Below are 25427 nucleotides of genomic sequence, written 5' to 3'. Positions count from 1 at the left end.
CTTAATTATTCAAATTATATTCAATTCTAGCTATTAAATCATTGTAGTGATTTTGAGTAGCCTTGTCCCCTTTCTTTCTTTTTCTTTTTAATAATTTTAAGATTCTTTCTAATTCAGCTCTCTTGTTTGAACCTACGTCTGATACCCTTGGTATATAAGAGAAATGTACATTTTTGAAGTTCTTACTTTTTAAGTTTGTTTCTTTAGTTTTCTTTAATAATATATTTCTATCTACTGTTAATACATCCACGTAATTTTTCTGGGTCATACGATCAAACATATCTATAGGTTTGTTATTAATCGTTTTCTTAAAAATAGCCTCGAAAAGTTCATTGAATAAGTACTCTTCTGTAAACACATCATTTTTGTCTGAAGCCAGTACTTTGTTCTCAATAATTCGCATTAATCTATCTGTTTCGATTAAACGATAAATCATATTTGTTTGATAAGCACGGTGCATGGAAATTGGAGAGTAAAAACGTTCACCATCAGGAGCGTCTCTTACTGGATATACTTTGTGTATAAGATCTGGAGCAAACAACCATTTTTGTGGTAAAATTGTTTCTTTTATGATATAATCGAGTGCTTCTTTTTGTATTTTGGTTGGTACTGGAACGAAAGTGTTTTTACCATCTCCATGTATTGTGTTATTTATATATATACCCCCTATGTTTGCCATTACATGTCCGCTGTATAGTTGCCATTGATCAATCACCGCTTTATAAAGCTTTGCTGCCTTATAATAATCTTCTCCTTCTTCATACGTCCATTTAATAATGTTTGGAACTATTCTTCTTAAGTTCTCTAACCCATACTTACTTGCTTTCACAGCATCATCTCCTAAATCTTCACTTTGAGATCTTGGATCTATAATATTTCTTTGTTGTGGACCATAAAAATACATTGGATCGTTTTCATGCTTTCGTATCCATTGATTTAATATGGGCAACTCTTCATGAGGTGTTTTTATATCTAACCAACGATATCCCCAGTTGATTGCATACTTATCATACACTCCTATTTTTGGACTAATTTCGGTTACATTATCACCTGGTTGGGCTACATAATTATAACGAGCATAATCCATAATAGATGGTGCTGTACCTCCCATTTTCTTGGTAAAACTAGCTGATCTTAACGAGTCTACTGGATAACTAAAAGAAGCCCCCATATTATGTTTTAATCCAAAAGTATGCCCCACTTCATGAGAAGATACAAATCTAATAGATTCTCCCATTATTTTATCAGAAAAAACATTAGCTCTTGCTTCTGGATTTATAGGTCCTGTTTGAACACGAATCCATTGGTGTAATCCTTTCATTAAATTATGCCACCAAATAATATCTGATTCTAAAATTTCTCCACTTCTTGGATCAACTATAGAAGGTCCCATAGCATTTTGTCTTTCTGATGCCACGTAGGTAATTACCGAATAGCGAACATCATCAATATCAAAATCTTTATCTTCTTTAGTAACCTCTTTTACAACTACTGCGTTTTTAAACCCAGCCTGCTCAAAAGCTTTATTCCAATCATATACTCCATTTTTTATGTATGGCACCCATTTTTTTGGTGTTGCTGGGTCTATATAATAAACAATTTGCTTTTTTGGTGTTACTAATTCTCCTTTTTTATATTTCTCTACATCTTTCTTTTTGGGCTCAAGCCTCCAACGTGTAATTAATTCACGATGTTCTACTTCATGCTGACTATCAGAATAATAATCCATAGGTTTACTAAAATATCCTATTCTTTTATCTCCAAAACGTGGTTTCATTATATTTGTTGGTAACAAAACTATATTGGTTGTAACTCCAATTGATTGCTGTAAAACTGGTCTGTTACCTTCTTTTACAGAAGTAGTAAAAAGCGATTTTACTACAATATTTTTAGAAAAAGTTTTTAACTCATCTATTTTAGATAGTTTTGTTTTTACACTTAGTAATAAACCTAGATTAGAAAATAAATCATTAAAGCTCTTATCTTCGCCATTAAAAATTCTATTTACCTTTATAAACGCAGATGTTTTTTTCTCATTTTCCGACTCTATTTTAAAACCTTCTATAATAGACTCTCCAAAATTATTACGTACTGAACGAGTTATTGCATTATTTTTTGGAGAAGTTACTCTTGGATTAATTGTTTTTACCCACACTTTATTTAATAAGGTATCTTTATAAAACCTAATTAATTTAGTTTCATAGGCCATACCCTTGTTCAATCCGTACCCATTAAATTCATAAGGAACTTGAGATATTTTATTTACTATTAAAAAATCTTTTGAAAGCAATGAATCTGGGATTTCAAAGTAGATGTCTTCTTTTAATCTGTAAATATTAAACAGTCCCTCTTTTTTGTTTCCCTCTTTTTGTAATTTCTTGTACGAAACTTTACTAGTACTTTTAATAGTATCTGTTTTTTCTTCTTCTTTCTTTTGTGCTGCTACCATTGTGGTAAAAAACACCAAGAATAAACTAAGTACTTTTAAATTAATGTTCTTCATTTGAGAATGCCCCTTCATAAATTATGTTGTTATTAAGAAGAAACCAAATGTAGAAATGAAGATGTTTGATTAAAACTAAATGAGAGTGAAGTTACTTTATAAAGGAGTGAATTTTATTATTTTGACAACAAAGGCATATAACATTTAAAATCTTCATTAAAAACCTCTGTCTTAAATGATTTTACGTTATAAAATGCGTAGAAATTACTTAAATACCCTAAGCCTACGCTATAACTTGCTTCTTTCTTATTTTTTCTTGGATTATAATTGTTACTTACTATTATCTGGTCTTCTTCAATTAAAACTTTAATAAAAAGAGGATTTTTTTTTGTTATTTCATTATGTTTAATAGCATTCTCAACCAATGTTTCTAATGCTAAAAAAGGAATTTTTTTTGATAAAGCTTTTCCTCCACTATTATCTACAACAGATAGATTTATACTATTACTAAATCTAATTTTTTGCAAAAAGAAGTATTGCTCTAAAAAATGTAATTCATCTTTTACTGTAGCCAAATTTGCTTCTCTTTCTTTTAACAAATACCTATATACCTCTGAAAGTTTTAATACAAATTGCTGAGACATTTTTTTATCTACTCCTATTAAAACATGTAAAGAATTTAGGGTGTTGAATAGAAAATGAGGATTCAGCTTTTTTCGTAATTGACTTAATTGTAATCGTGCGTTTTTTTGTTGATATTGCTCGTTACTAATAGCCAATCGTTTTCTTTCTTGTTCGTACTGAAGCGTTTTTAAATATTGACTCCTTAGTTGACCTCGAGAAAAAGCTAATATTAACATAAAGGTTAGTAATGCCAACAAACTCATCCATAATAAATATTGTTTAATATCGTTAACAGATTCTCTGATTGAAATATTTAAAGGGAAACTTGTTATTAAAATTAACTCAGAGTTACCTACTTGTAACACATCATAATATCTTACCACTTCTAGGTTTAAATACTCTGATTTTACTGTTACTTTTATTGGCCCATTATTTTTCAATTCATTACTCTTCGTTTTTTTTATTATATTTTGGGGTGAAATAGTATTAAAAAATGTCTTTTCATATTTTCCAATGTAATTAGTATCTGGATGCAACATACAAACACCTGTTTTGTCTGTTACAATAACATACCCTCCATAAACACTATATTTTTGTGAAAAATAATTCCAATATTTTAATAAATTAATACTGTAGCCGTATATTATTGTAGTATTGTCTGATTGTTTTCTTACAATAATTTTCTGGTAGTACGTAGTATCTTTTTGTGTTGATACTGCTTCAAAAACCTGATTTTCCTTTTTTAATTTTCTAATCCCATGTAGGATTTCTTTTTCAAGTTTTTTTTCTCCTAAAAAAGAAGTATATACGGCCTCATTTTCTTTAAAAAAATAAATAAAACTAGCATCAATAATTTCCTCAGAAAAAGCTAGCTCGCTATTAAAAACCAATCGATTTTTAAGTTGCTCTCTCTTTAATACAGTACTGTTATCTATAATCTTTTCTGCTCCTGAAATAAACTTATCAAACTCGTTAAAATCAAATTGTAATATTCCTTTCTTCTCTCTTACGTTTTGAGTTGTTGCTTCTTCTACTAACCTCTCTGCTTCTGACGTAATTTTATTTGTTATTAATTCGTATCCAATAAAAAATAATATTATTAACGATACACTTACCAGCAGGTAGTATTGATGTTTTCTTTTTTTTAATGGAAACTTCATAAGAACTAATTATCCAACCATTTTTTAAACTCTTTAATTCTTTGAGCACTTACTAAAAGCATCTCTTCTACATTTAAGTTTGGTTGTAATTCTATTTTTATACGATTATTACTATATTTTGATATATTATTAATCGCTGAATGTTGAATAATATATTTTCTATTAATCTTGAAAAAGTATTTTTCAGATAGTTCTTCTTCTAAACTAGAAATTGTTCCATCATAAAGGTAACTTTCGTTATCAAAAGTAAACAAGAACAAGTACTTTCCTTGCGCCATAAAATAAGCGACTTCCTCTCTTTTAATAGAAATAGATAAACTTCCTTTTGACACCAAAAAGCGTTCTTTTTCTTTTTGATGCTGTATTTTATTGTTCATTTGTAACAATAATTGCTCAAGCTTATCAGTGTATCCTTTATTCTCATTAAGGTTTACATATTTTTCTATGGCTTTATTAAGTAGCTCTTCACTGTAGGGTTTTAATAAATAATCTATGGCAAAAAACTGAAATGATTTGATGGCATACTCATCAAAAGCTGTTGTAAAAATAATAGGAATTGAAATTTTCAATCTTTCAAAAATTTCAAAGCTATAACCATCTCCAAGGTGAATATCGCTTAAAATTAAATCGCAAGTGTTTTCTTTAAGCCAAAGAATTGAATCTTCTACACTTTCCAACCGCTTTTTTACAGAAATTGGATAAGGACTTTTCTGCAATAAGTTTTCTAAAGAAGTTGCTGCTAAATCTTCATCTTCAATTATTACTACATCTAATATTTTCATTTACTTTATAGAGATTTAAGAGGGTTCTCCAAAAGTATTAAATTATTTTTATCTTTAACTAAAGGTTATGTTTATGCTAAAAACTATATTTGATTTCTTAACATTTTACAACACCCGTTTTGCTTTAATAAAAGCTCGTTTCCAATAATTCTCATGTAGCGAGGTTACTATTACTCCTCGTGATGTAGTTGAATGTATAAAACGAATATCTCCATTATCTACAGAAGTTACCAACCCTACATGATTTACTTTTCCTCTTTTTCTTGAGGTTTTAAAAAACAGTAAATCTCCTCTTTGAACTTCTCGTAAAGAAATATTTTCTCCTTGTAAATACATTTGATGAGACGTTCTAGCGATAGGCATGTTTCGTTGTTTAAACGAAGTAAAAATCAATCCTGAACAATCCATTCCTCTTTTCGTCATGCCTCCAAAACGATATGGCACACCTTTATAAGTAACCGCTGTCCATACTATTTTATCTGCAACTGTAACTTTGCTTGATGATTTAGTTGTTGCTAATTGTGTGTTTTTCTTAACTTTTGTTACTTTTTTTGTTCTTGTTCGGTATGTAGTACTTACATTTTTTGATGATCCACAAGAAATCATTAAAAATGATACTATACATATAAATAAGATTTTTTTTATCATGCTTTTTTATTTTTTCACTCCTGCAACAATCAACTTCGCTGTTTTTTCAGAAGCTCCTTTTCCTCCTAATTTTTGTTCTAAATCAAAATATGACAAAAATAATTTCTGGCGATGTTCTAACTCTAAAATACGTGTTAGTTCGTACTGTAAATTTTCTTTGGTAAAATCATTTTGTATCAACTCTTTTACCACTTCTCTATCCATTATTAAATTTACTAACGATATATATTTTAATGTTATTATTCGCTTAGCTATTTGATAAGAAATATTACTTCCTTTATAACACACTACCTGAGGCACTTTAAACAAAGCTGTCTCTAGTGTTGCTGTACCTGATGCAACCAAAGCAGCATGTGAAATACTTAACAAGTCATACGTTTTATTATTAATGAATTTCACATTGGCATCTCCAATAATTTCTTTGTAGAAATCATACGATTGACTTGGTGCTCCTGCCACTACAAACTGATATTGTGGAAAATCTTTTACCAATGAAAGCATTACTGATAACATTTTTGTTATTTCCTGCTTTCTACTTCCTGGTAACAGTGCTATAACCTCCTTATGCCCAAGGTCGTGTTCTTTTCTAAACTTTTCGATAGAAACTTGCTCTCTTCCTGCAATTCCATCGATTAAAGGATGACCCACAAAGCGAACATTATAATCATACTTTTTGTAAAACTCTTTTTCAAATGGAAGAATTACAAACATTTGGTCGATATCTCGTTTAATATCTTTTACTCTACCTGCTCTACTTGCCCAAACTTGAGGTGAAATATAATAGTTAGTTCTAAAACCTTGCCTTTTTGCCCACTTAGCTATACGAAGGTTAAAACCTGAGTTATCAATAAAAATTATTACATCAGGATTAAATTGAGCAATATCTTTTTTACAAAAAGAAATCATTCCTAAAATCTTTCGTAAATTCATCAACACCTCAACAAAGCCCATAAAAGCACGCTCTTTATAATGCTTAACAAGTGTACCGCCAACTTCTTGCATTAGGTCACCTCCCCAAAAACGAATGTCAGCTTTCGGATCTTCCTTTAACAAGGCCTTCATCAAATTAGCTCCGTGCAAATCACCTGAAGCCTCACCTACAAGAATGTAATATTTCATGTATTAAAATTAGAAAAACTTTAAATATGCTGTTAATAAAGCTACAGCAATTGTAGTTATTAACACTCCTCTTGCTCTGTAATCTTGTTTTTTCTTTAAAAACACCCAAAAAACAAATAAGTTAGGTATTGCTGCCAGAGCTATTACAGAACCTAATACCCCTCCTTCTCTTATTTTAGAAATCGTTTCTGAAATACTAAGTTCTGAAATGTACTCTAAATAAACAAAGAAGCCACAAGTTGTTGCCAACAATGAGACTATGATTCCTATTAGTATTTCTTTTTTTATATGTCCCATGTATGTAACTTTTGAATTGCGTGATGTGCTGTCATATCAAATTGAACAGGCACTACCGATATAAAACCATTTTCTAACGCCCAAATATCAGTATCTTGTCCTTTATCTCTATTAATAAACTCTCCTGAAAGCCAATAGTACTCTTTACCAAACGGACTTTTACGTTTATCAAACGTTTCTTTCCAATAACCGTTCGCTTGTCTACATATACGAACTCCTTTAATTTCGTCTTCTTTCAACTTCGGAATGTTTACATTTAAAATTACCCCGTCAGGTAATCCGTTTAATAAAACATTTAACGCTATTTTTTCTATAAACTTACGTGCAGCTCTAAAATCAGCATGCCAATCAAAATCTAATAAAGAAAAACCTATTGCTGGAATCCCTTCAATACCTGCTTCAACAGCAGCACTCATGGTTCCTGAATAAATTACATTGATGGATGAATTGGATCCGTGATTAATTCCTGAAACACATAAATCTGGTGTACGATTTAAGATTTCATTTTTTGCCATTTTAACACAATCTGCAGGCGTACCAGAACAACTGTACTCTATTTGTGGACCTTCATCAATGGTAATAGGATTACAATGTAACACATTATTCACCGTAATAGCATGCCCCATTCCACTTTGTGGGCTATCAGGAGCCACCACCACTACATCCCCTATTTTATTCATAATTTCAATCAACATACGAATACCAGGAGCCGTAATTCCGTCATCATTCGTAACTAAAATCAAAGGTCTATCTTGCATAGTAAGTAAGTTTTACAACAAATGTAATATAAAAAATGGATTCTTTTTTTAACATTTTGTAAAGACAAATTGGTTCATTTTATGTGTAAAATTGTGGTAATCAAACCCAAGCATTATGGTACGGATTATTGTTTATGTAACTATTTTTATAATTTCTTCTTTTTTTTCAATTATTTCAGCACAAAACGCCCCCACAATACCATGTAACGAAATAGGTTATACCCAATTTGATTTTTGGGTCGGAAATTGGAATGTTTATAACACTGAAGGAAAATTAATTGGTCACAATAATGTTATAAAAACGCCTAATGCCTGTGCTATTCAAGAAAATTGGGATTCAAAAACATCTAAGAATAAAGGGACTAGCTACAATTATTACAATAAGAAAGATAATACTTGGAATCAGGTTTGGATTGATAACACTGGTTTTTCATTAGTTTTAAAAGGTAGTTTTAAAGATAATTCTATGATTTTAAAAAGTGATCTTATAAAAAAAGATAAAGGCAATTATTACAATCAAATTACTTGGACAAAAAACAAAGATGGTTCTGTAACTCAAGTTTGGAATCTTCTAAATGAAGACCATAAAAAGACTCAAGAAGTTTTTAGAGGCATTTATAAAAAGTAATAATGCTAAAAAATTGGCATTATTTTAGTAGCTTAGCAACACAACGACTCAACACAAATTAAAAAGACAGAAGATTTTATGAAGACGAAGTTTATTATACCATTTTTAGCAATCACACTTTTATTTTCTAATTCTGTTAGTTCTAATACAGTTCCTAACAACGATCCAGAAAAAGATCGTGTAATTGTTTACGTTTTAAAAAATATTTTAAGTCGATATCATTACGTTCAAAAAAAATTAAATGACGACTTTTCCGAACATGTATATAACACATTTATCGATGGACTTGATCCTAATAAACGTTATTTTACTCAAGAAGATTTAAAAGAATTCTCTCAATATAAATATCAAATAGACAATCAATTAAGAGACTCAAATATTGATTTTTACAAATTGGTGTATCAACGCTTTTTAGAAAAGATGGAGTCTGGTAAAAAGACCTATCGTTCCTTATTAAAACAACCTTTCAATTATAAAAAGAAAGAGGTTATTGATGTTGATTATGATAAGGTTCCGTATGCTAAAAACGAAACTGAATTAATGAATTACTGGAGAAAGCAATTAAAATTATCTATTTTAAGTAACATTGAAGACGCCGAAAACCAGCAAAACGAAAAAGCTAAAAAGGATAAAAGTTTTAAAAAGAAAAGCTTTAAAGAACTAGAGGCTGAAGCAAGAAAGAAAGTCCTAAAAAATATGGACGATTTATATATGCGTATCGGTGAACTTGAGAACTCTGATTGGTATTCTACTTTTTTAAACAGTGTAGTAAGCGGTTTTGATCCACATACAACCTATATGTCTCCTCGAATTAAAACACGTTTTGATCAAGAGATGTCTGGTAAATTAGAAGGTATTGGAGCTCGTTTGCAAAAAAAAGGAATTTACACCCATATTGTTGAATTAATTTCTGGAGGTCCTGCATGGAAACAAGGTGAATTAGAAGCTGACGATATTATTTTAAAAGTTGCACAAGGTGATGAAGAGCCTTTAGATATTGTTGGAATGCGTTTAGATGATGCCATAAAATTTATCAAAGGAAAAAAAGGAACTGAGGTACGTTTAACTGTAAAGAAAAAGATTGATGGTTCTATTAAAGTAATTCCAATTATTAGAGATGTAGTTGAGCTTGAAGAAACTTTTGTAAAATCAAGTATTGTTGAAAAGAATGGCAAAAAGTATGGGATTATTAATCTTCCTAGGTTTTATATAGATTTTAATGACTTAAGCCGTAGAGATGCTGCTAAAGACATGGAAAAAGAAATTGAGCGTTTAAAAGAAGAAGATGTTCAAGGTTTAATTGTTGATTTGCGTGACAACGGTGGTGGGTCTTTAAAAACAGCTATTGAAATTGGTGGTTTATTCATTAACAAAGGACCAATTGTTCAAGTAAAATATCGTGGTGAAGATCCTTTAGTAAAAGTTGATACTGATCCAAAAATTCAATGGGAAGGGCCTTTAGTAGTAATGGTAAATGAATTTTCTGCTTCAGCTTCTGAAATTTTTGCTGCTGCAATGCAAGACTATAAACGTGGGGTTATTATTGGTGGTAAACAAACTTATGGTAAGGGAACTGTACAAAATGTATTGCCTATTAACCGTTTTTATGAACAATATCCTAACGATTTAGGTGCTTTAAAAATGACCATTCAAAAGTTTTATAGAATTAATGGTGGTTCTACTCAAATTGAAGGAGTTTATTCTGATATTTCTTTACCTACCCGATATAGTTATATGGACTTTGGAGAACGTGATTTAGACGGTGCTTTGCCTTGGGATAAGGTACAACAAGCAAAATATACTGCTACGAATTCATACAGTAACTTTGCTGATGTAGTATACAACAGTAAACAACGTGTAATGAATAACGAAAAGTTTAATAAAATAAATGACTATGCTAAATGGTTAAAGAAAAATCAAGACGAAAGAGTCTATTCTTTAAACTATGATGCTTTTAAAAAGGAAAGCGAAGCTAAAACAAAAGAAGGAGAACAGTTTAAAGATATTTTTAAATTTGATTCTCATCTAACTTTTGTCTCTCCTAAATATGAGTTAAATTTATTTAAAAAGGATACTGTTTTAGAAGAAAAAAGAGTTGCATGGCATAAAAACCTTCAGAAAGATATTTATGTAAATGAAGCGCTAAACGTTCTTAGCGAGTTGAAAATGAACGATAATCATGTAGCTGTAAAACATTAAAAAAAGGGTTCGAATGAACCCTTTTTTTTCTACTCATTTTATGTTAAAGAACACTTTTTTAAACTTGTTGGCTACTTACTCAAACGATAATAGCTTCAATATTTTATTGTGGCAAGAAATAGAAGAGCATTATACCAGTAAAAAAAGACATTATCACACATTAGAACATCTTGAAAATTTACTTTTTCAATTAACTCCTATAAGAACCAAAATAAGTAGTTGGAACACAATTCTATTCACACTGTTTTATCACGATGTTATCTATAATTCTTTAAAAAACAACAATGAAGAAAAAAGTGCTGAGTTAGCTGCAAAAAGAATGAATCAACTTTCAATTCCCAATAAAGTTATAGAAAATTGTTTTTCACAGATTTTAGCTACTAAATCTCATAAAACATCTGAAAATTCAGACACTAACTACTTTACAGATGCTGATTTATCTATCTTAGGTCAAAGCTGGGAAGTATATACTCAATATTATAAAAATGTTCGAAAAGAATACGCTATTTATCCTAATATAATCTATAATTCAGGTCGTAAAAAAGCTTTACTGCATTTTTTAACAATGAAAAATATATTCAAAACAGAATACTTTTACCAAAAGTTTGAGGAAACAGCACGAAAAAATATTCAGAAAGAAATTGAACTATTATAATAGCCCAATTTTAACCACCAATCCTTCATTAGAACGAACATTAAACACTGTTTCATCCTCAAAAATTAAGTACTGTCCTTTAATTCCCACCAATTTACCTGTATACGTTCCTTCTTTCTCTAAATTCAAACTTTTAGGCTTTTTAGGGAACTTTTCAACAGGAAAATTAATATTCGTTTCAGTATTATTCGCTATGTAGTATTCTTTCGCTTCATCAGGAATAAACTCTTGTAATCGCTCACGCCACTCAACCAAGTTTTCATCCTTAATATCATTCTTTAGCATGGTTCTCCAATTCGTTTTATCTGCTACATGCTCTTTTAAAGCTACCTCGGTAATTCCTGCTAAATAACGATTAGGAACTTCTACAATTTCAATAGCTTCATGCGCTCCTTGGTCTATCCAACGAGTGGGTACTTGTTGCTTTCTTGTCACTCCAACCTTTACATTACTTGAGTTTGCTAAATACACAATATGTGGCTGTAGCTGTACCCTTTTTTCATACTCTAAATCCCTATCTTCTTCCCCTAAATGTGCTTTACTCAATTCAGGACGCATAATCCAATCTCCTGCAGTTGGAATTTCAAAAAAACATTTTTTACAAAAACCTTGACGGTATATTTTCTTTTCTAAATGACAGTTTAAACACTCGTAAGTAACAAAACTTAAGGTTAATTCTTTATTCAATAACTGATTCATATTCAAAAAATCCACTCCCATATCTAAATAGTATTGAACAGTGTTTAAATTCTCGGTAGGCATTTTTTTTAAAACTCCTTGGTACTGCATGTCTTAAATTTTGTTACATTTAGCTTCACAAAATTACAGTAAAAAAATTGAATTAATAGTTAATCTATGACGTTTCCATTTATAAATTCAATCATCTCTTGGTTCTTAAAAAAGCGTAAACATCAAGTAGAGTTGTTTTTAAAGTATCCTATTGATGTTCAAAACGAGCTACTACTAAAGCTTGTAACTGCTGCTAAAAACACTGAATTTGGGAAACAACAAAACTTTTCTTCAATTAAAAGTTATACTGACTTTGCCAACAACGTTCCCATTCAACGTTATGAAAGTATTGAACCACTTATTGAGCGTTGTAGAAAAGGAGAGCAAAATTTATTTTGGCCTACACCTATACGTTGGTTTGCCAAATCAAGTGGTACTACCAATGCAAAAAGTAAATTTATTCCTGTAAGTGATGAAGCTATTGAATATTGTCACTTTAAAGCAGGAAAAGATATGTTATGCTTATATATCAATAACAATGAAAACGCAAAGCTTTTCACTGGTAAAGGACTCCGTTTAGGTGGTAGTTCTGCTGTATACGAAGACAACAACAGTTATTTTGGTGATTTATCGGCTATAATTATTGAAAACATGCCTTTTTGGGCAGATTTTAGCTCAGCTCCAAAGCAAGAAACTGCTTTAATGAGTGAGTGGGAAACAAAAATGGAAGCTATTATTAACGAAACCATTCATGAAAATATTACAAGCTTAGTTGGTGTTCCTTCTTGGATGTTAGTTTTATTAAATAGAGTATTAGAAAAAACAGGAAAGGATAATATTTTAGAAGTTTGGCCTAATCTGGAGGTTTATTTTCATGGAGGAATAAACTTTAACCCGTATAGAGAGCAGTATAAGAAACTCATTCCAAGAGACGATTTTAAATATTATGAAACCTATAATGCATCAGAAGGTTTTTTTGCTATTCAAGACCGAAATGATTCTGACGAAATGTTGTTAATGTTAGACTACGGAATTTTTTACGAGTTTATTCCAATGAGCGAATACAACGGAGAAAATTCAAAAGCAATTCCTCTTTCTGAAGTAAAAAAAGGCATTAATTATGCTATTATTATTACCACAAATGGTGGTTTATGGCGTTACTTAATAGGAGATACTGTTAAGTTTACCTCAACCAATCCTTATCGTATAAAAATTACTGGACGTACTAAGCATCATATCAATGTTTTTGGAGAAGAGTTAATTATTGAAAACGCTGAGGATGCTTTAAAAGTAGCGAGCGATAAAACCAACTGTGAAATTAAAGAATATACCGTTGGTCCTATTTTTATGAACGGTAAAGAAAATGGAGCCCATGAATGGGTTATTGAATTTAAAAAAGCTCCTGAAAACCTTACCTTTTTTACTGAAGAATTAGACGAAGCTTTAAAAAGCTGCAACTCTGACTATGAAGCTAAGCGTTATAATAATATGACTTTAGCAATGCCTAAGATACATCAAGCTCGTGAAGGCCTGTTTTATGACTGGATGAAGAAAAAAGGAAAATTAGGTGGACAACATAAAATTCCTCGTTTATCTAATAGTCGTGATTTTGTTGAAGAACTTTTAAAGCTATAGTTTACTATTCTGTTTTAATTTTAATAGGTAATTGGTACTTTGTTACTACTGGAATTTCTCTTTTGGTAGCGGGAGCAATTCTTGGTAATTTTTCTATTGCCAACTTTATTATACTATCTAATTCTGGTAATTGAGTCATAACAACACTAGAAGCAGTAACCTCAATTAAAACAAATTTCCCTTCTTTATTAATTAGAATATCAATTAAAACTTCTTCATCTAAACTATTTTTAGTAACAAAATTATGTTGCTGTAAACTCGTCGTTATTCTTTTATGAATTTCTTTTCTAAAACAATTCGCTTTTGCTTTATCAAGTAGATCTTTACATTTATTAAAAGCAGGGTACTCATCTACTTTTGTAAAGTCAACTACTGTATCTACAACTTGTGAGTTATCTTTTTTTAAATATGAAAAGAAGTCGCAAGAAGAATATAGTAAAGCGCAAAATAAAAAAGCTACACAACGAGAATTCATCTTATTGATTTTAAGATGAATATACAAAATTAAATACTATTGTAAAATCTCTCCTTGTAAGAAATAGTACTTTTTAATTTCTTTTATTCTTTCTTTTGCATATTTGGTTAAAACTGAATCTTTTCTTTCAAAACGATTTACGTAATTTTTGTAATATTTATAAGCTATTCGTTTATCCTTATAATAATCTTCACTAGTTTTAGCTAGTTGGTACAAGGCTTTATAATTTTTTCTATTCTCTTCAAAAGCTCTTTTATAAGACTTTACCTCTTCTTTTGGATTTCCTAATTTTTCGTACACTCTTGCTAATTGATAGTACTCAACATCTCGAGGCTCTTTACCCGCAAAAGTTGCCACCATATAATCTAGCTGAGCTTTATAAAACTTTTTCTTTTCAAAATTGATGTCTCCTAAGTAGGTATAGGCCTTAAAATCTGACCTATCAATTCTTATAGCTTTATTAAAGTACTTTTTTGCTTCGTCATATTTCTTTAGATTAAAATAACAGCGCCCTAGCATTTTTTGTGTGTAATGTTCGTTGGGCGCTATAGTATCTATTCTTTGTAAATACTGAATAGCTTCAGTAAACTTCTCTTCTCTATATAAATTATTAATTTTCAACTTATTTAAGTTGATATGATTCGGGTTCACTACCAAACCTCTATTTACAAAAATATTTACTGAATCTTTATCTCTTAACAAGGTATAAGCTAATGCTAAGTGGTGAATAGACTTAATGTGAGTTGTATCATTTTTATAAGCTTCTAAAAAACTATTTATTTTTAGATTTCTTTTTTTTAACATTCCATAAGCAACTCCCAATCGGTAATAATAATTTGCACTTGTACTATCTTGTTTAATGATATTTTTAAAAGTATCGATTGCTTTTGCAGGTTGCTTGGTTTGTGTATACAATTTTCCTAATTGATACTTAATGAGTAAATTTTCAGCATCATCATTTATAATACCTTCATAAACATCAATAGCTTTTTGTAGTTTATTCTCTTTTTTATAAGCTTTTGCTAACTTTATTTTTACTGAATAATCATCTTTTAACTCCAATGCTTTTTCGTAATATATAGAAGCTTTTTTATAATCATCAATTGAAGCGTAAATAGATGCTACTTTTGAGGTTGATTGAAAAGTAGTATCTAACTCATGTAACTTTGTTAATGCTGTTTGGTAACGTCCTATATTCACTAAACTATCAATAGTTTTAAAAGTCGAAACTTGTGCCTCGACTTTTAAAATTCCTATTACAAAAACAATAAGTAAAATTTTATTTCTCACGTTTCTATTTTTGGTATTGTTCATAAGTTATCTAAGCTGGCAATATAGTTAATTATACATTAAAATGTGATAGGCAATACAAACCCAGTTCTTACAATTTTACCATTCTTTTCTCCTGGTTTCATTTGAGGTAATTTTTTTAGCATATCAATTGTGTGTGTTTTTAACTCTGGATGCGGTGCACGAACTTTAAAACCAAATACTCTCCCATCTATTCCAATTTTAAACAAAGCATAGATTCTTTTTTTTCCAGAAATCTCCTTTATTGAGTCTGCTAACTTTACATTAAAATTCTTTTTCACAAACTTCATCATACTTAAATTAAAACATTTTCTATCACCTTCTTCACAACCAGGAAATGTTGGAGCTTTATCCAAACTAGAAAATGGTACATCTTCCACTTCACTCATGTTTTCTTTTATAATATTCTTACTTCTCTTCTCACTAAGTTTTACACTTGAGCACGCAGTATATAAAATCATACTTCCTAGTAATGGAATTAGCAGCAAATACTTTAGTTGTTTTACTTTTTTTGATTGTGTTTTCGTCATCATAATAATTCGTTTTTTGATTAATGAATGTTTGTAAAATTGATTAATGAATGAAATATGCTCGACCTGAAAAATATCAGCGAGTAAATGGTTGATATAATTTTCTTTTTTATCTGATTTGCTGGCTACAGCATCTGAAATATATTCATGAACTAACGATATACGATTCTGATACACATACACCATTGGATTAAACCACATAATTATTTTCAAAAACTCAAAAAACAACAAATCTAATGTGTGTTTCTGTTCGCTATGTACTAATTCGTGCTGAATAATTTTTTCTTGTTTTGACGATGGAATATCCTTTCCTAAAAAAATATAATTGAAGAATGAAAACGCCTTTGTTTCTTTTGGCAATAAAACCAACTTATAATTTTCTTTTCTAGCAACGCCATATTGTAAAACTAATCGAATAATCCGTTCTAACTTCACTAAAAACACTACAAAAAACAATAAACACCCAATCCAAAATAGTACATCTAAATAATTGAAAGATTGATACCATGCCGCTTTTTCAATCACTTTTTGAGGTGACAACACTACCTCTGGCAACAAAGTGTAATATTCTTGCGGTACTGCTTTTTGAACTGTTGAAATTTTAAACAAAGGCAACACAAAAGAAAGCAGTGCAGTACTTAACAAGTACCATCTATTTTTGTTAAAGAAAGTTTCTTTACTTAAAAAGAAATCATACACCGCCACAAAAAGCACCTGGAATAATACAACTTGAATGATATAATTTATCATGACTTTTTATTTTTATTCACCTCTTTTAAAATACTCTCTAGTTCTTGAATATCCATTTTGTTTTCTTTCATAAAAAACGACACCATGCTCTTGAACGAACCTCCAAAATAGCCGTTCATTAACTTATGTAAACTCTCATTACTATACTCAGACTTTTCTACCAATGGATAGTAAATATATCCCCTACCTTTTGACTCGTGCCCCACAAACTCTTTGGTCTCCAAAATCCTTATAATAGTTGAAACAGTATTATATGCTGGTTTTGGCTCAGGTAATTCAGTAATTACTTCTTTTACTGAAGCTTTTTTTAACTTCCATAATACCTGCATTATTTGCTCTTCTGCCTTCGTTAATTGTTTACTCATGATATCTTTTTATAAATATTTCCGAAACAAATATAACTAAAAAATTAGTTTAAACTATTTTTTTAGTTGATAAATATGTAACAAAGCTTTTATATCTTCGTCTTATCAATAAAAAAGTTAATGGATATATTTTTAGTAATACTCGGTTTTGTATTTGCTTGTTTAGGAATTATTGGTTCATTTTTACCAGTATTACCAGGCCCTATTACTAGCTGGGTAGGTTTGTTATTATTACATTTAACAAAAGCTGTTCCTCAAAATTGGACATTTTTAGGAATCACTTTAGCTATTGCTGTCATTATCTTTTTTCTTGACTACTTTATCCCTGCCTTGGGAACAAAGCGTTTTGGTGGCACCAAATATGGAGTATATGGCACTACTATCGGATTAATTATTGGACTACTCTCTCCTATTCCTTTCGGAATTTTAATTGGCGCTTTTGTAGGTGCTTTGGTTGGTGAATTGATTTATGATAGCAAAGACACTAACAGAGCAATCAAGGCATCATTTGGTGCTTTTTTAGGTTTTTTAGCTTCTGCAACCATTAAATTTTCAATTTCAATGGTATTCTTAGTGCTGTTTTTTGTTAAGTTCTGGGAATATAAAGCTGCTTTCTTTTAGAAATAAGCTTGTTATATTTAAGCTTTTTACTTCCAATCATGAGATTCCTCCTCGTACCTCGTTTGGAATGACAGGTATTCATGATTTAAGAAGTCAGCAATTACACTTAGTCCCCAGATTGAAGCATTTGTTTGAGCTTCTCGAAGAGAGCGAGTGCGGAAACCGGGAAATAGCTTCAGAATAAACGTAAATAAAATGCAAAAAAAAAGCAACCCATCTAAGGGAAGCTTTCCATTGGTTAACAAAACCATGATACTATTTAAAGTATCTAACAACACAACTAAATGCTGTCCTTTTAAAATTAGACAGCCTGCAAATATACATTCTTTTTAGAAACTCACAAATAAAAAATAACTTTTTTATAAAATCTATGTGATACTACCGTTGTCTAATTTTGTAATTGATTGTATCTTTGCACCTTTAAATTAAAATTACTTAAAAATTAAGTCAATGCAATTATCAGAACAAGAAGTTGTACGTAGAGAAAAACTATCAAAATTACGTGAACTGGGTATCAATCCATATCCAGCAGATTTATTTCCATTCAATTCAAATTCCAAACAGATTAAACAGGAGTTTAAGGAAGGTAAGAAGGTAGTTATTGCTGGTAGGTTAATGTCTCGTCGTATTCAAGGAAAAGCTTCTTTTGCTGAATTGCAAGATAGTGAAGGACGTATTCAAGTATACTTTAACAGAGATGAAATTTGTACTGGTGAGGACAAAACTTTGTACAACGAAGTATACAAAAAGTTATTAGATATTGGTGATTTTGTAGGTATTGAAGGAGAGTTGTTTAAAACTCAAGTTGGAGAAATCACCGTGATGGTAAAAGATTTTAAATTATTAAGTAAGTCTTTAAAGCCATTACCATTACCTAAAGTAGACGCTGAAGGAAATACCTTTGACGGTTTTACTGATCCTGAGATGCGTTACCGTCAACGTTATGCTGATTTAGTTGTGAATCCACAAGTAAAAGAGGTTTTTGTAAAGCGTACAAAATTATTCAATGCGATGCGTCAGTTTTTTAACGATGCAGGATATTTTGAAGTAGAAACGCCAATTTTACAACCTATTCCAGGTGGTGCTGCTGCAAGACCATTTATTACGCACCATAATGCATTAGACATTCCGTTATACATGCGTATTGCAAATGAGTTATACTTAAAGCGTTTAATTGTTGGTGGTTTTGACGGTGTATATGAGTTTTCTAAAAACTTCCGTAATGAAGGAATGGACAGAACACACAATCCAGAATTTACCGCTATGGAAATTTATGTAGCATATAAAGACTACAACTGGATGATGGAATTCACCGAAAAATTATTAGAGTACTGTGCTTTAGCTGTAAACGGAACTACGGAAGCTACTTTTGGAGAGCATAAGGTAGATTTTAAAGCTCCGTATGCACGTGTTACGATGGCAGATTCTATCAAACACTTTACTGGTTTTGACATCAACGGAAAATCGGAAGATGAAATCCGTAAAGCTGCTCAAGACATGGGTATCGAAGTAGATGACACCATGGGTAAAGGAAAATTAATTGATGAGATTTTTGGTGAAAAATGTGAAGGAAACTACATTCAACCAACATTTATTACCGATTATCCAAAAGAAATGTCTCCATTGTGTAAAGAACACCGTGACAATCCTGAATTAACCGAGCGTTTTGAGTTAATGGTATGTGGTAAAGAAATTGCCAATGCATACTCTGAATTAAACGACCCTATCGATCAACGTGAACGTTTTGAAGCACAATTAAAATTAGCTGAACGTGGTGATGATGAAGCAGGAGAATTTATCGATCAAGACTTCTTACGTGCGTTAGAGTATGGTATGCCTCCTACTTCTGGATTAGGAATTGGAATGGACCGTTTAATTATGTATTTAACGAACAATCCTTCAATTCAAGAAGTGTTATTCTTCCCACAGATGAAACCTGAAAAGAAAGCTCCTACAGTTGAATTAAACGACGATGAAAAAGCTGTATTAACTTTATTAGAAAAAGCTGAAAGAATAGGTTTAAATGAGTTAAAAACTCAAAGTGGTTTATCTAATAAAAAGTGGGACAAAACTATTAAAGGACTAACTAAAAACAGTCTTGCTAAAGTTGAAAAAACAGCGGAAGGTTTATTTGTAGAAATTGTATAAGTTATTTCTGAAACTTAATATAATTAAAAAGCAATCTTACTTCGGCTACGCTCAGTAACCAGTAAGGTTGTTTTTTTTGTTTGATATTTCTACCATTTTAAATAACTTAGCTACTAACGGATATGAGTTATCAAATTGAACTCATATTATCAATAGCATTACTGTGTACAATATAAAAATGAAAAATCCCTATAAGAAACATCTTGATATTTTTTTTGAAACAATAACAGATTTCAAACATACAGCAAATAGAATGAATAAAGTTCTATTACAAGATGTTGAGAAGTACACAACTGAACAGGCTAAGTTTATTTCAGGAACATCTCTTATAATAGGTGATTGGACTGGACCAACTGATAATGGGTGGAAAATAAATTTTCATACTGGAATTACAAAATCAACATTTAAAGAAAACTACGCTTTAGAGGTTGAAAAAGTACTATCTAGAGAATTTGGACTAGCATTCTCACAATGTTATGAAGCTTTTGAAACTCTTTTAAAAGATTTTATTTATTTGAAAATACAAACTGATAAAAATTTCAGAGAAAAATTAAAATCCGATAAAGATTACTCAAGGGAAAAGTTAAAAGGAGGTGAAGACATTTTTAAGCTAATAAAAAAAGCTTGTGGAAAAAGATTTGTTAAATATTCTAAGGAAAATAATAACAACTTCAAGCTCAGCGAACTTTTCAAAATAATTTCAGAACTTAGGCATTCTATTACTCATTCAAAAGGAAAACTAAAAACCTCTAAAATCCCAAATGACAAATATTACAAATCTCTTTTTGAGCATTTGTTACCATTAAACAAGCTCGAAAATGAATCAATACAATTAAATTTTGATTACAAAACTTTTGACAGACTCATAATATACTTATCTGAGTTTGGGTTTCAAATCTATAAAATGTTGAGCTTAGAGGATAATTATGAATGGAGAATATAAAACTATATAACTCCCCAATTATAATAAATTAAATCTAGTTCAAATCTACTCTAAATCCTTATCTAAAATTATTAACTTATACTTATTAACCGTCTGTTATATGAGACCAGCTATTAAACTCTTTTAAACTCAAAGTTTTTTCATATCTTTAAAGAGCTATGAAAAAATTGTTAGAGTATCCTCCTTTTCACTTTTTGTTGTGCCTTATTATTGGTATAACACTTCAGTTTTACACACAGGTTTGGCTGTATAACTTTATATACTTGTTCTATTCTTTAATAGGGTTTCTTGTCATTCTTTATTTCTTAAAAAGAACTCAAGCGCGAAAAGCTTTTAGTATAGTCACATTATTGTTCTTTGTTTTTATCGGGGTTAGCACCACCTATATTCACAATCCAAAGAATTATGTAAGCCATTATAAACATCAATTAATTAAGAATTCTACTTATATACTTGATGTACAAAAAGTATTAAAACCAGGGAACTACTATACAAAATATGTAGTTAAAGTTTCACAAGTAGATTCTACTAAAACCACTGGATATATTCTTCTAAATATTCAAAAGGACAGTTTATCACCTATATTAAAGGTGGGTAATCGAATATTTATCAAAACTCCTTTTAAAGAATTAATTCCGCCTTTAAATCCACATCAATTTGATTACAAACAATATTTAGCAAAACAGTATGTTTATCATCAAGTATTTATAGATAATCATCAATTCAAAAAACTTGAAAACTCAAAGCTTTCTTTAATCAGTTTATCTGCTCATATTAGAGGTAAAATACAAGCTTCCTTAAAAAAGTATCATTTTACAAACGATGAATTTGCTGTGATTAATGCTCTATTGCTTGGTCAACGTCAAGAAATTTCAAAAGAGTTATTAGAAAGCTACACCAACGCAGGCGCTATTCATATTCTTGCCATTTCAGGACTCCACGTAGGAATTTTATTATTACTACTCTCCTATCTACTTAAACCTTTAGAAAACCTTCCGCATGGAACAATCATTAAAGTCGTTTGTGTTATCTTCTTACTTTGGTCATTTGCTTTTATAGCTGGTTTATCTGCCTCAGTAGTTAGAGCAGTAACTATGTTTACTTTTGTAGCTATCGGGTTATCCTTTAAACGAAAAAAGGTTATTGAGTTTTCTTTAATAAGCTCCATGCTATTTTTACTTTTAATAAAACCGATGTTTTTATTTGATGTTGGGTTTCAATTAAGTTATTTAGCAGTTTTTGGTATTGTTTGGGTACAACCTTTACTTTACAGTATTTGGACACCTAAATTACGATTTCTCAACAAAGGCTGGCAATTATTTACAGTTTCTATAGCTGCACAAGCAGGAATTTTACCAATTAGCTTGTATTACTTTCATCAGTTTCCAGGGTTGTTTATCCTATCTAACTTAATTATCATTCCTTTTTTAGGTACAATTTTGTTTGGTGGAATTGTAATTATTATACTAGCAACGTTTAATATATTGCCTCAATTCTTGGCGAATATATATGGATCAATTATTTCTTTGATGAATTATTTTGTTAGTTGGGTTTCGAAACAAGAAGTGTTTTTACTGAAAGAACTTTCTATGTCTTTTGAAGCAATGATAGCTTGGTACATATTCATTATTTTCTTATTTCAACTTTGGTTTCGTAAAACCTATAATAATATTGTACTCTTTCTAACTTCAACTATTATTTTACAAGGGGTTTATTTATATGAAAAAAGCCAGCGAGTAAACAAAAGTGAATTTATTGTATTTCATAAAAGTAGGTATTCAATTTTAGGAGAAAGAAACAGGAACGAGCTTAACGTTTTTAGTTCACTAAATGACTCTATTCTTCTGCAAGAAAAAATTTTACAATCTTACAGAGTTGCTCAAGGCATTATTTCTAAAAATATTGATTCGATATCATACATTGCTTCTTTCAATAACAAACAAATTTTAATTGTAGATAGTTTAGGGATGTATCAAATAAAAAAACTTAAAAACCCAATAGTGGTTTTAAAAAATAACCCAAAAATAAATTTAAGCAGACTTATTTTTTGGCTAAAACCAAAGCAAATCATTGCTGATGGAAGTAATTACAAATCGTACATTAACGGGTGGAAAGAAACTTGTTATAAACAAAAAACACCATTTTGGTATACTGGTCAAAATGGTGCTTATATTATAAAAGAATAAGTTTTTACATGGCACTTTTAAAGTTCTTTTCAAACTCTGTCCAAGGTGTATTTTTATAATTATCTTTGTTAAAATACGCCAGTATTTTCTCAAATCTTTTTTCTTCTAAGTAGCCAGGTACGTTTTGTAATAATTGCTTATCAGTATTAAAAAAAGCTGTTGAAGGATAACTTAATTGTCCTTTCATAATAGCAGCCGCTAACTCGTGATAACCTCTTCTTCCCTGAGACTGGTATTTAAAGGTTTTTCCTTGAAATGTAATATCATGTTTAGCTTCTCCGTTTAACTTTACTGGGTAATAGTGTGTATTGATATACTCAACAATTACTTTGTTTTTGTAAGTGGTTTTATCCATCTTTTTACACCAACCACACCAATCGGTGTAAATATCTACTAAAATTGGTTTAGGGTCTTTCTCACTCATTTCCATCGCTTCTTCAAAGCTTAACCAATTTACCTTGTCTTGTGCCTTTACTCCATATGAAATAAAGGTTAAAACTACTATTAATATTATTTTTTTCATACTCTTTAAGTCTCAATAAGTGTTCCAAAATTACAAAAAAACCTGCCAATATTTAAAATTGACAGGTTCTAAAAATATTGTTTTAACTTTTATTTAGAGTTATTTAACTCCATGCATTAGTTTTTTAATTAACGGATTTAAAGCTATTACTAACAATCCTGCTAATGTTGGAACTATTGTGAAAATTAAAAAGAATGTTGATAGGCTATATTCTTTTGTTATGTTTTCTATTTGACCTCCTAAAACAGCTGCTGCTTTATTTCCTATTGCTATTGCTAAATACCACATACCAAACATAAATGCAATCATTCTTGCAGGTACTAATTTAGATACATATGATAAACCTACTGGAGAAAGACATAACTCCCCTAAGGTATGAAACAAATATGCTAATATTAACCATACCATACTCACTTTAACTCCATCGGTTATTCCATAAGATCCAAATGCTAACAACCCAAAACCTACTGCCATTATGATTAGTCCTAATCCATATTTTACAGCTGCAGACGGGTTGTATTTTGAATCCCACCATTTAGAAAAGAAATTAGCAAAGGCTATAATAAAAAATGAGTTTAATATTGAAAACCATGATACCGTTATTTCAGAAGCTTCTGCTGAAAACTCACGATATAACATCCAACCTACCAATGCCCAAACTCCCAGAAAACATATTGCTAATACAAAGTTGGATACAGGAATTCTTTTTCCTGTTTCTTTTCCTAATAAAATTAGTACCCAAGTAATAATAGCTAAAGGAATTACAGTTAATAGTGTATTTACAATATTAAAAATTGTTTGTGCATTACCTGTTAAAACTCTATCAACATTATCACGAGCAAAAAGCACTAAAGAAGAAGCTCCTTGTTCGAAACTCATCCAGAAGAAAACAGTAAAAAAAGCAAATATAATTACAGCAATCATTCTATCTCGTACAACCTTAGCATAACGAGATATACGAGAAATAGTTAAAACTAAAAATACTATTAACCCAAACAGTACAGCTACATATTGTCCTTCAAAATTTCCTATTTTAAGAGCTCCAAAAACATCTATACCTCCAATTTTTGATAAAGGATCGTTAATAGCGTATCCTAAACCTATAACAGAGGAAATTACAATTAATATTTTATCTAAACCTGTGAAAGGATTTCTTTTATCCTCTTCTTTTGAGTTTAAACCAGAAGTTTCAACAACATTATTTTCTTCTTTTGAAGGAACATCTCCTATAGTTCCAAATAATGGTTTTGCTAACCAAAACTGTAAAGTACCTAATAACATGAAAATTCCTGCTAAACCGAACCCCCAAGACCAACCTATCTTTTCAGCTAAATATCCACACAACATCATTCCAAAGAAAGCTCCTGCATTAACTCCCATATAAAATATAGTATATGCTCCATCTTTTTTTTCTGGTAAGTCTTTATACATCTCAGAAATAATAGATGTCATATTAGGTTTAAAGAAACCTGTACCAATTACTAATAAAGCTAAACCTACATACAACCAAAACTCAGTTTCAATAGCCATAGCAGCGTGTCCTAGTGTCATAATAATAGAGCCTATAACAACTGCCCAACGATATCCTGTTAATTTGTCTGCTAAAATTCCTCCTAAAATTGGGGTTAAATACAATAACATTGCATAAGTACCAAATAAAGCACCTGCATTTTCTGCTGACCATTCCCAACCAGGGTTAGTTCCAATAGCTGCTGCTGTTAAGAAGTTAACTAATAAAACACGCATTCCGTAAAAAGAAAAGCGCTCCCACATTTCTGTAAAAAATAGCACAAACAACCCTGATGGATGGCCTAGTACTTTTGATTTGAAAAAATCGTTTGATGTAACTGAACTCATATTTATTTATCGTTTATATATAACAAACCTCATGATAAAGA

22 protein-coding genes are annotated in these 25427 nt (G+C 30.4%); 8 read left to right on the top strand and 14 right to left on the bottom strand.

The features are described from left to right. Position 1: 1 nt before the first annotated feature. The 7 genes from ABHQ57_RS14580 to surE all read right to left on the bottom strand — a co-directional run bounded on the left by ABHQ57_RS14580 (position 2) and on the right by surE (position 7831). A complete protein-coding gene (locus ABHQ57_RS14580) occupies positions 2 to 2521 on the bottom strand; it encodes a zinc-dependent metalloprotease (protein ID WP_167712340.1) in 2520 nt (839 codons plus the stop codon). A 98-nt stretch (positions 2522 to 2619) separates the two neighbouring features. Beyond that, the gene (locus ABHQ57_RS14575; protein WP_167712341.1) at positions 2620 to 4227 is read right to left on the bottom strand and encodes a sensor histidine kinase; all 1608 of its coding nucleotides are present in this window, start codon (positions 4225 to 4227) and stop codon (positions 2620 to 2622) included. A 5-nt stretch (positions 4228 to 4232) separates the two neighbouring features. Beyond that, the gene (locus ABHQ57_RS14570) at positions 4233 to 5009 is read right to left on the bottom strand and encodes a LytTR family DNA-binding domain-containing protein (protein ID WP_159615642.1); all 777 of its coding nucleotides are present in this window, start codon (positions 5007 to 5009) and stop codon (positions 4233 to 4235) included. 105 nt (positions 5010 to 5114) lie between these two features. Next, on the bottom strand, positions 5115 to 5657 hold the full coding sequence (locus tag ABHQ57_RS14565; RefSeq protein ID WP_167712342.1) for a C40 family peptidase: 543 nt from the start codon (positions 5655 to 5657) through the stop codon (positions 5115 to 5117). A gap of 6 nt (positions 5658 to 5663) precedes the next feature. Continuing rightward, complete coding sequence (lpxB, locus tag ABHQ57_RS14560; RefSeq protein WP_159615638.1) at positions 5664 to 6776, bottom strand: lipid-A-disaccharide synthase; 1113 nt, start codon at positions 6774 to 6776, stop codon at positions 5664 to 5666. A gap of 9 nt (positions 6777 to 6785) precedes the next feature. Continuing rightward, complete coding sequence (locus ABHQ57_RS14555) at positions 6786 to 7073, bottom strand: hypothetical protein (protein WP_073184398.1); 288 nt, start codon at positions 7071 to 7073, stop codon at positions 6786 to 6788. Then, complete coding sequence (surE, locus tag ABHQ57_RS14550; RefSeq protein ID WP_047790531.1) at positions 7061 to 7831, bottom strand: 5'/3'-nucleotidase SurE; 771 nt, start codon at positions 7829 to 7831, stop codon at positions 7061 to 7063. The genes ABHQ57_RS14555 and surE overlap by 13 nt, the downstream gene beginning before the upstream one ends. 115 nt (positions 7832 to 7946) lie before the next feature. Here surE and ABHQ57_RS14545 point away from each other — a divergent pair, with 115 nt between their 5' ends. The 3 genes from ABHQ57_RS14545 (at position 7947) to ABHQ57_RS14535 (ending at position 11313) form a co-directional block, all read left to right on the top strand. Further along, positions 7947 to 8459, top strand: a complete 513-nt coding sequence (locus tag ABHQ57_RS14545) for a hypothetical protein (protein WP_167712343.1) — start codon at positions 7947 to 7949, stop codon at positions 8457 to 8459. A 78-nt stretch (positions 8460 to 8537) separates the two neighbouring features. Further along, complete coding sequence (locus ABHQ57_RS14540; RefSeq protein ID WP_047790532.1) at positions 8538 to 10658, top strand: carboxy terminal-processing peptidase; 2121 nt, start codon at positions 8538 to 8540, stop codon at positions 10656 to 10658. A 13-nt stretch (positions 10659 to 10671) separates the two neighbouring features. After that, positions 10672 to 11313, top strand: a complete 642-nt coding sequence (locus tag ABHQ57_RS14535) for a hypothetical protein (protein ID WP_196781593.1) — start codon at positions 10672 to 10674, stop codon at positions 11311 to 11313. On the opposite strand, the gene ABHQ57_RS14530 is transcribed toward ABHQ57_RS14535, so the two are convergent. Next, positions 11308 to 12102, bottom strand: coding sequence for a DUF2797 domain-containing protein (locus ABHQ57_RS14530; protein ID WP_167712344.1), 795 nt, complete (start codon positions 12100 to 12102; stop codon positions 11308 to 11310). The genes ABHQ57_RS14535 and ABHQ57_RS14530 overlap by 6 nt on opposite strands. Before the next feature lie 66 nt (positions 12103 to 12168). Here ABHQ57_RS14530 and ABHQ57_RS14525 point away from each other — a divergent pair, with 66 nt between their 5' ends. Then, entirely contained in the window at positions 12169 to 13677 is a 1509-nt protein-coding gene (locus ABHQ57_RS14525; protein WP_047790535.1) for a GH3 auxin-responsive promoter family protein, read from the top strand. A 4-nt stretch (positions 13678 to 13681) separates the two neighbouring features. Here ABHQ57_RS14525 and ABHQ57_RS14520 read toward each other — a convergent pair whose 3' ends face one another. From ABHQ57_RS14520 to ABHQ57_RS14505, 4 genes are read right to left on the bottom strand one after another with little or no spacing between them, the layout of a single operon-like run. Continuing rightward, entirely contained in the window at positions 13682 to 14152 is a 471-nt protein-coding gene (locus ABHQ57_RS14520; RefSeq protein ID WP_167712345.1) for a hypothetical protein, read from the bottom strand. 36 nt (positions 14153 to 14188) lie between these two features. Further along, positions 14189 to 15442 carry a tetratricopeptide repeat protein gene (locus tag ABHQ57_RS14515; RefSeq protein ID WP_231128353.1) on the bottom strand — a complete coding sequence of 418 codons (1254 nt, stop codon included), beginning with the start codon at positions 15440 to 15442 and terminating at the stop codon, positions 14189 to 14191. A gap of 59 nt (positions 15443 to 15501) precedes the next feature. Beyond that, complete coding sequence (locus ABHQ57_RS14510; protein ID WP_389864070.1) at positions 15502 to 16743, bottom strand: M56 family metallopeptidase; 1242 nt, start codon at positions 16741 to 16743, stop codon at positions 15502 to 15504. After that, positions 16740 to 17108, bottom strand: coding sequence for a BlaI/MecI/CopY family transcriptional regulator (locus ABHQ57_RS14505; RefSeq protein WP_073184392.1), 369 nt, complete (start codon positions 17106 to 17108; stop codon positions 16740 to 16742). Before ABHQ57_RS14505 ends, ABHQ57_RS14510 begins: the two co-directional genes overlap by 4 nt. A gap of 120 nt (positions 17109 to 17228) precedes the next feature. On the opposite strand from ABHQ57_RS14505, the gene ABHQ57_RS14500 reads away from it, so the two are divergent. The 4 genes from ABHQ57_RS14500 (at position 17229) to ABHQ57_RS14485 (ending at position 23006) form a co-directional block, all read left to right on the top strand. Continuing rightward, on the top strand, positions 17229 to 17729 hold the full coding sequence (locus ABHQ57_RS14500) for a DUF456 domain-containing protein (protein ID WP_389864067.1): 501 nt from the start codon (positions 17229 to 17231) through the stop codon (positions 17727 to 17729). Between the two features lie 450 nt (positions 17730 to 18179). After that, positions 18180 to 19877 carry a lysine--tRNA ligase gene (gene lysS, locus ABHQ57_RS14495; RefSeq protein WP_389864065.1) on the top strand — a complete coding sequence of 566 codons (1698 nt, stop codon included), beginning with the start codon at positions 18180 to 18182 and terminating at the stop codon, positions 19875 to 19877. Positions 19878 to 20055: 178 nt separating this feature from the next. Beyond that, entirely contained in the window at positions 20056 to 20820 is a 765-nt protein-coding gene (locus tag ABHQ57_RS14490; RefSeq protein WP_159494833.1) for a hypothetical protein, read from the top strand. 158 nt (positions 20821 to 20978) lie between these two features. Beyond that, a complete protein-coding gene (locus tag ABHQ57_RS14485; RefSeq protein ID WP_389864063.1) occupies positions 20979 to 23006 on the top strand; it encodes a ComEC/Rec2 family competence protein in 2028 nt (675 codons plus the stop codon). A gap of 4 nt (positions 23007 to 23010) precedes the next feature. Here ABHQ57_RS14485 and ABHQ57_RS14480 read toward each other — a convergent pair whose 3' ends face one another. Both ABHQ57_RS14480 and ABHQ57_RS14475 read right to left on the bottom strand, forming a co-directional pair. Continuing rightward, a complete protein-coding gene (locus tag ABHQ57_RS14480) occupies positions 23011 to 23529 on the bottom strand; it encodes a DUF255 domain-containing protein (RefSeq protein WP_047790542.1) in 519 nt (172 codons plus the stop codon). Positions 23530 to 23628: 99 nt separating this feature from the next. Continuing rightward, positions 23629 to 25386, bottom strand: a complete 1758-nt coding sequence (locus tag ABHQ57_RS14475) for a peptide MFS transporter (RefSeq protein ID WP_047790543.1) — start codon at positions 25384 to 25386, stop codon at positions 23629 to 23631. Between the last annotated feature and the right edge of the window lie 41 nt (positions 25387 to 25427).

This window comes from Tenacibaculum sp. ZH5_bin.1, from assembly GCF_042865525.1.
GTDB lineage: Bacteria > Bacteroidota > Bacteroidia > Flavobacteriales > Flavobacteriaceae > Polaribacter > Polaribacter mesophilus.
Note: the sequence above shows the minus strand (reverse complement) of the source record. Positions and strands in the feature narration are given on the sequence as shown.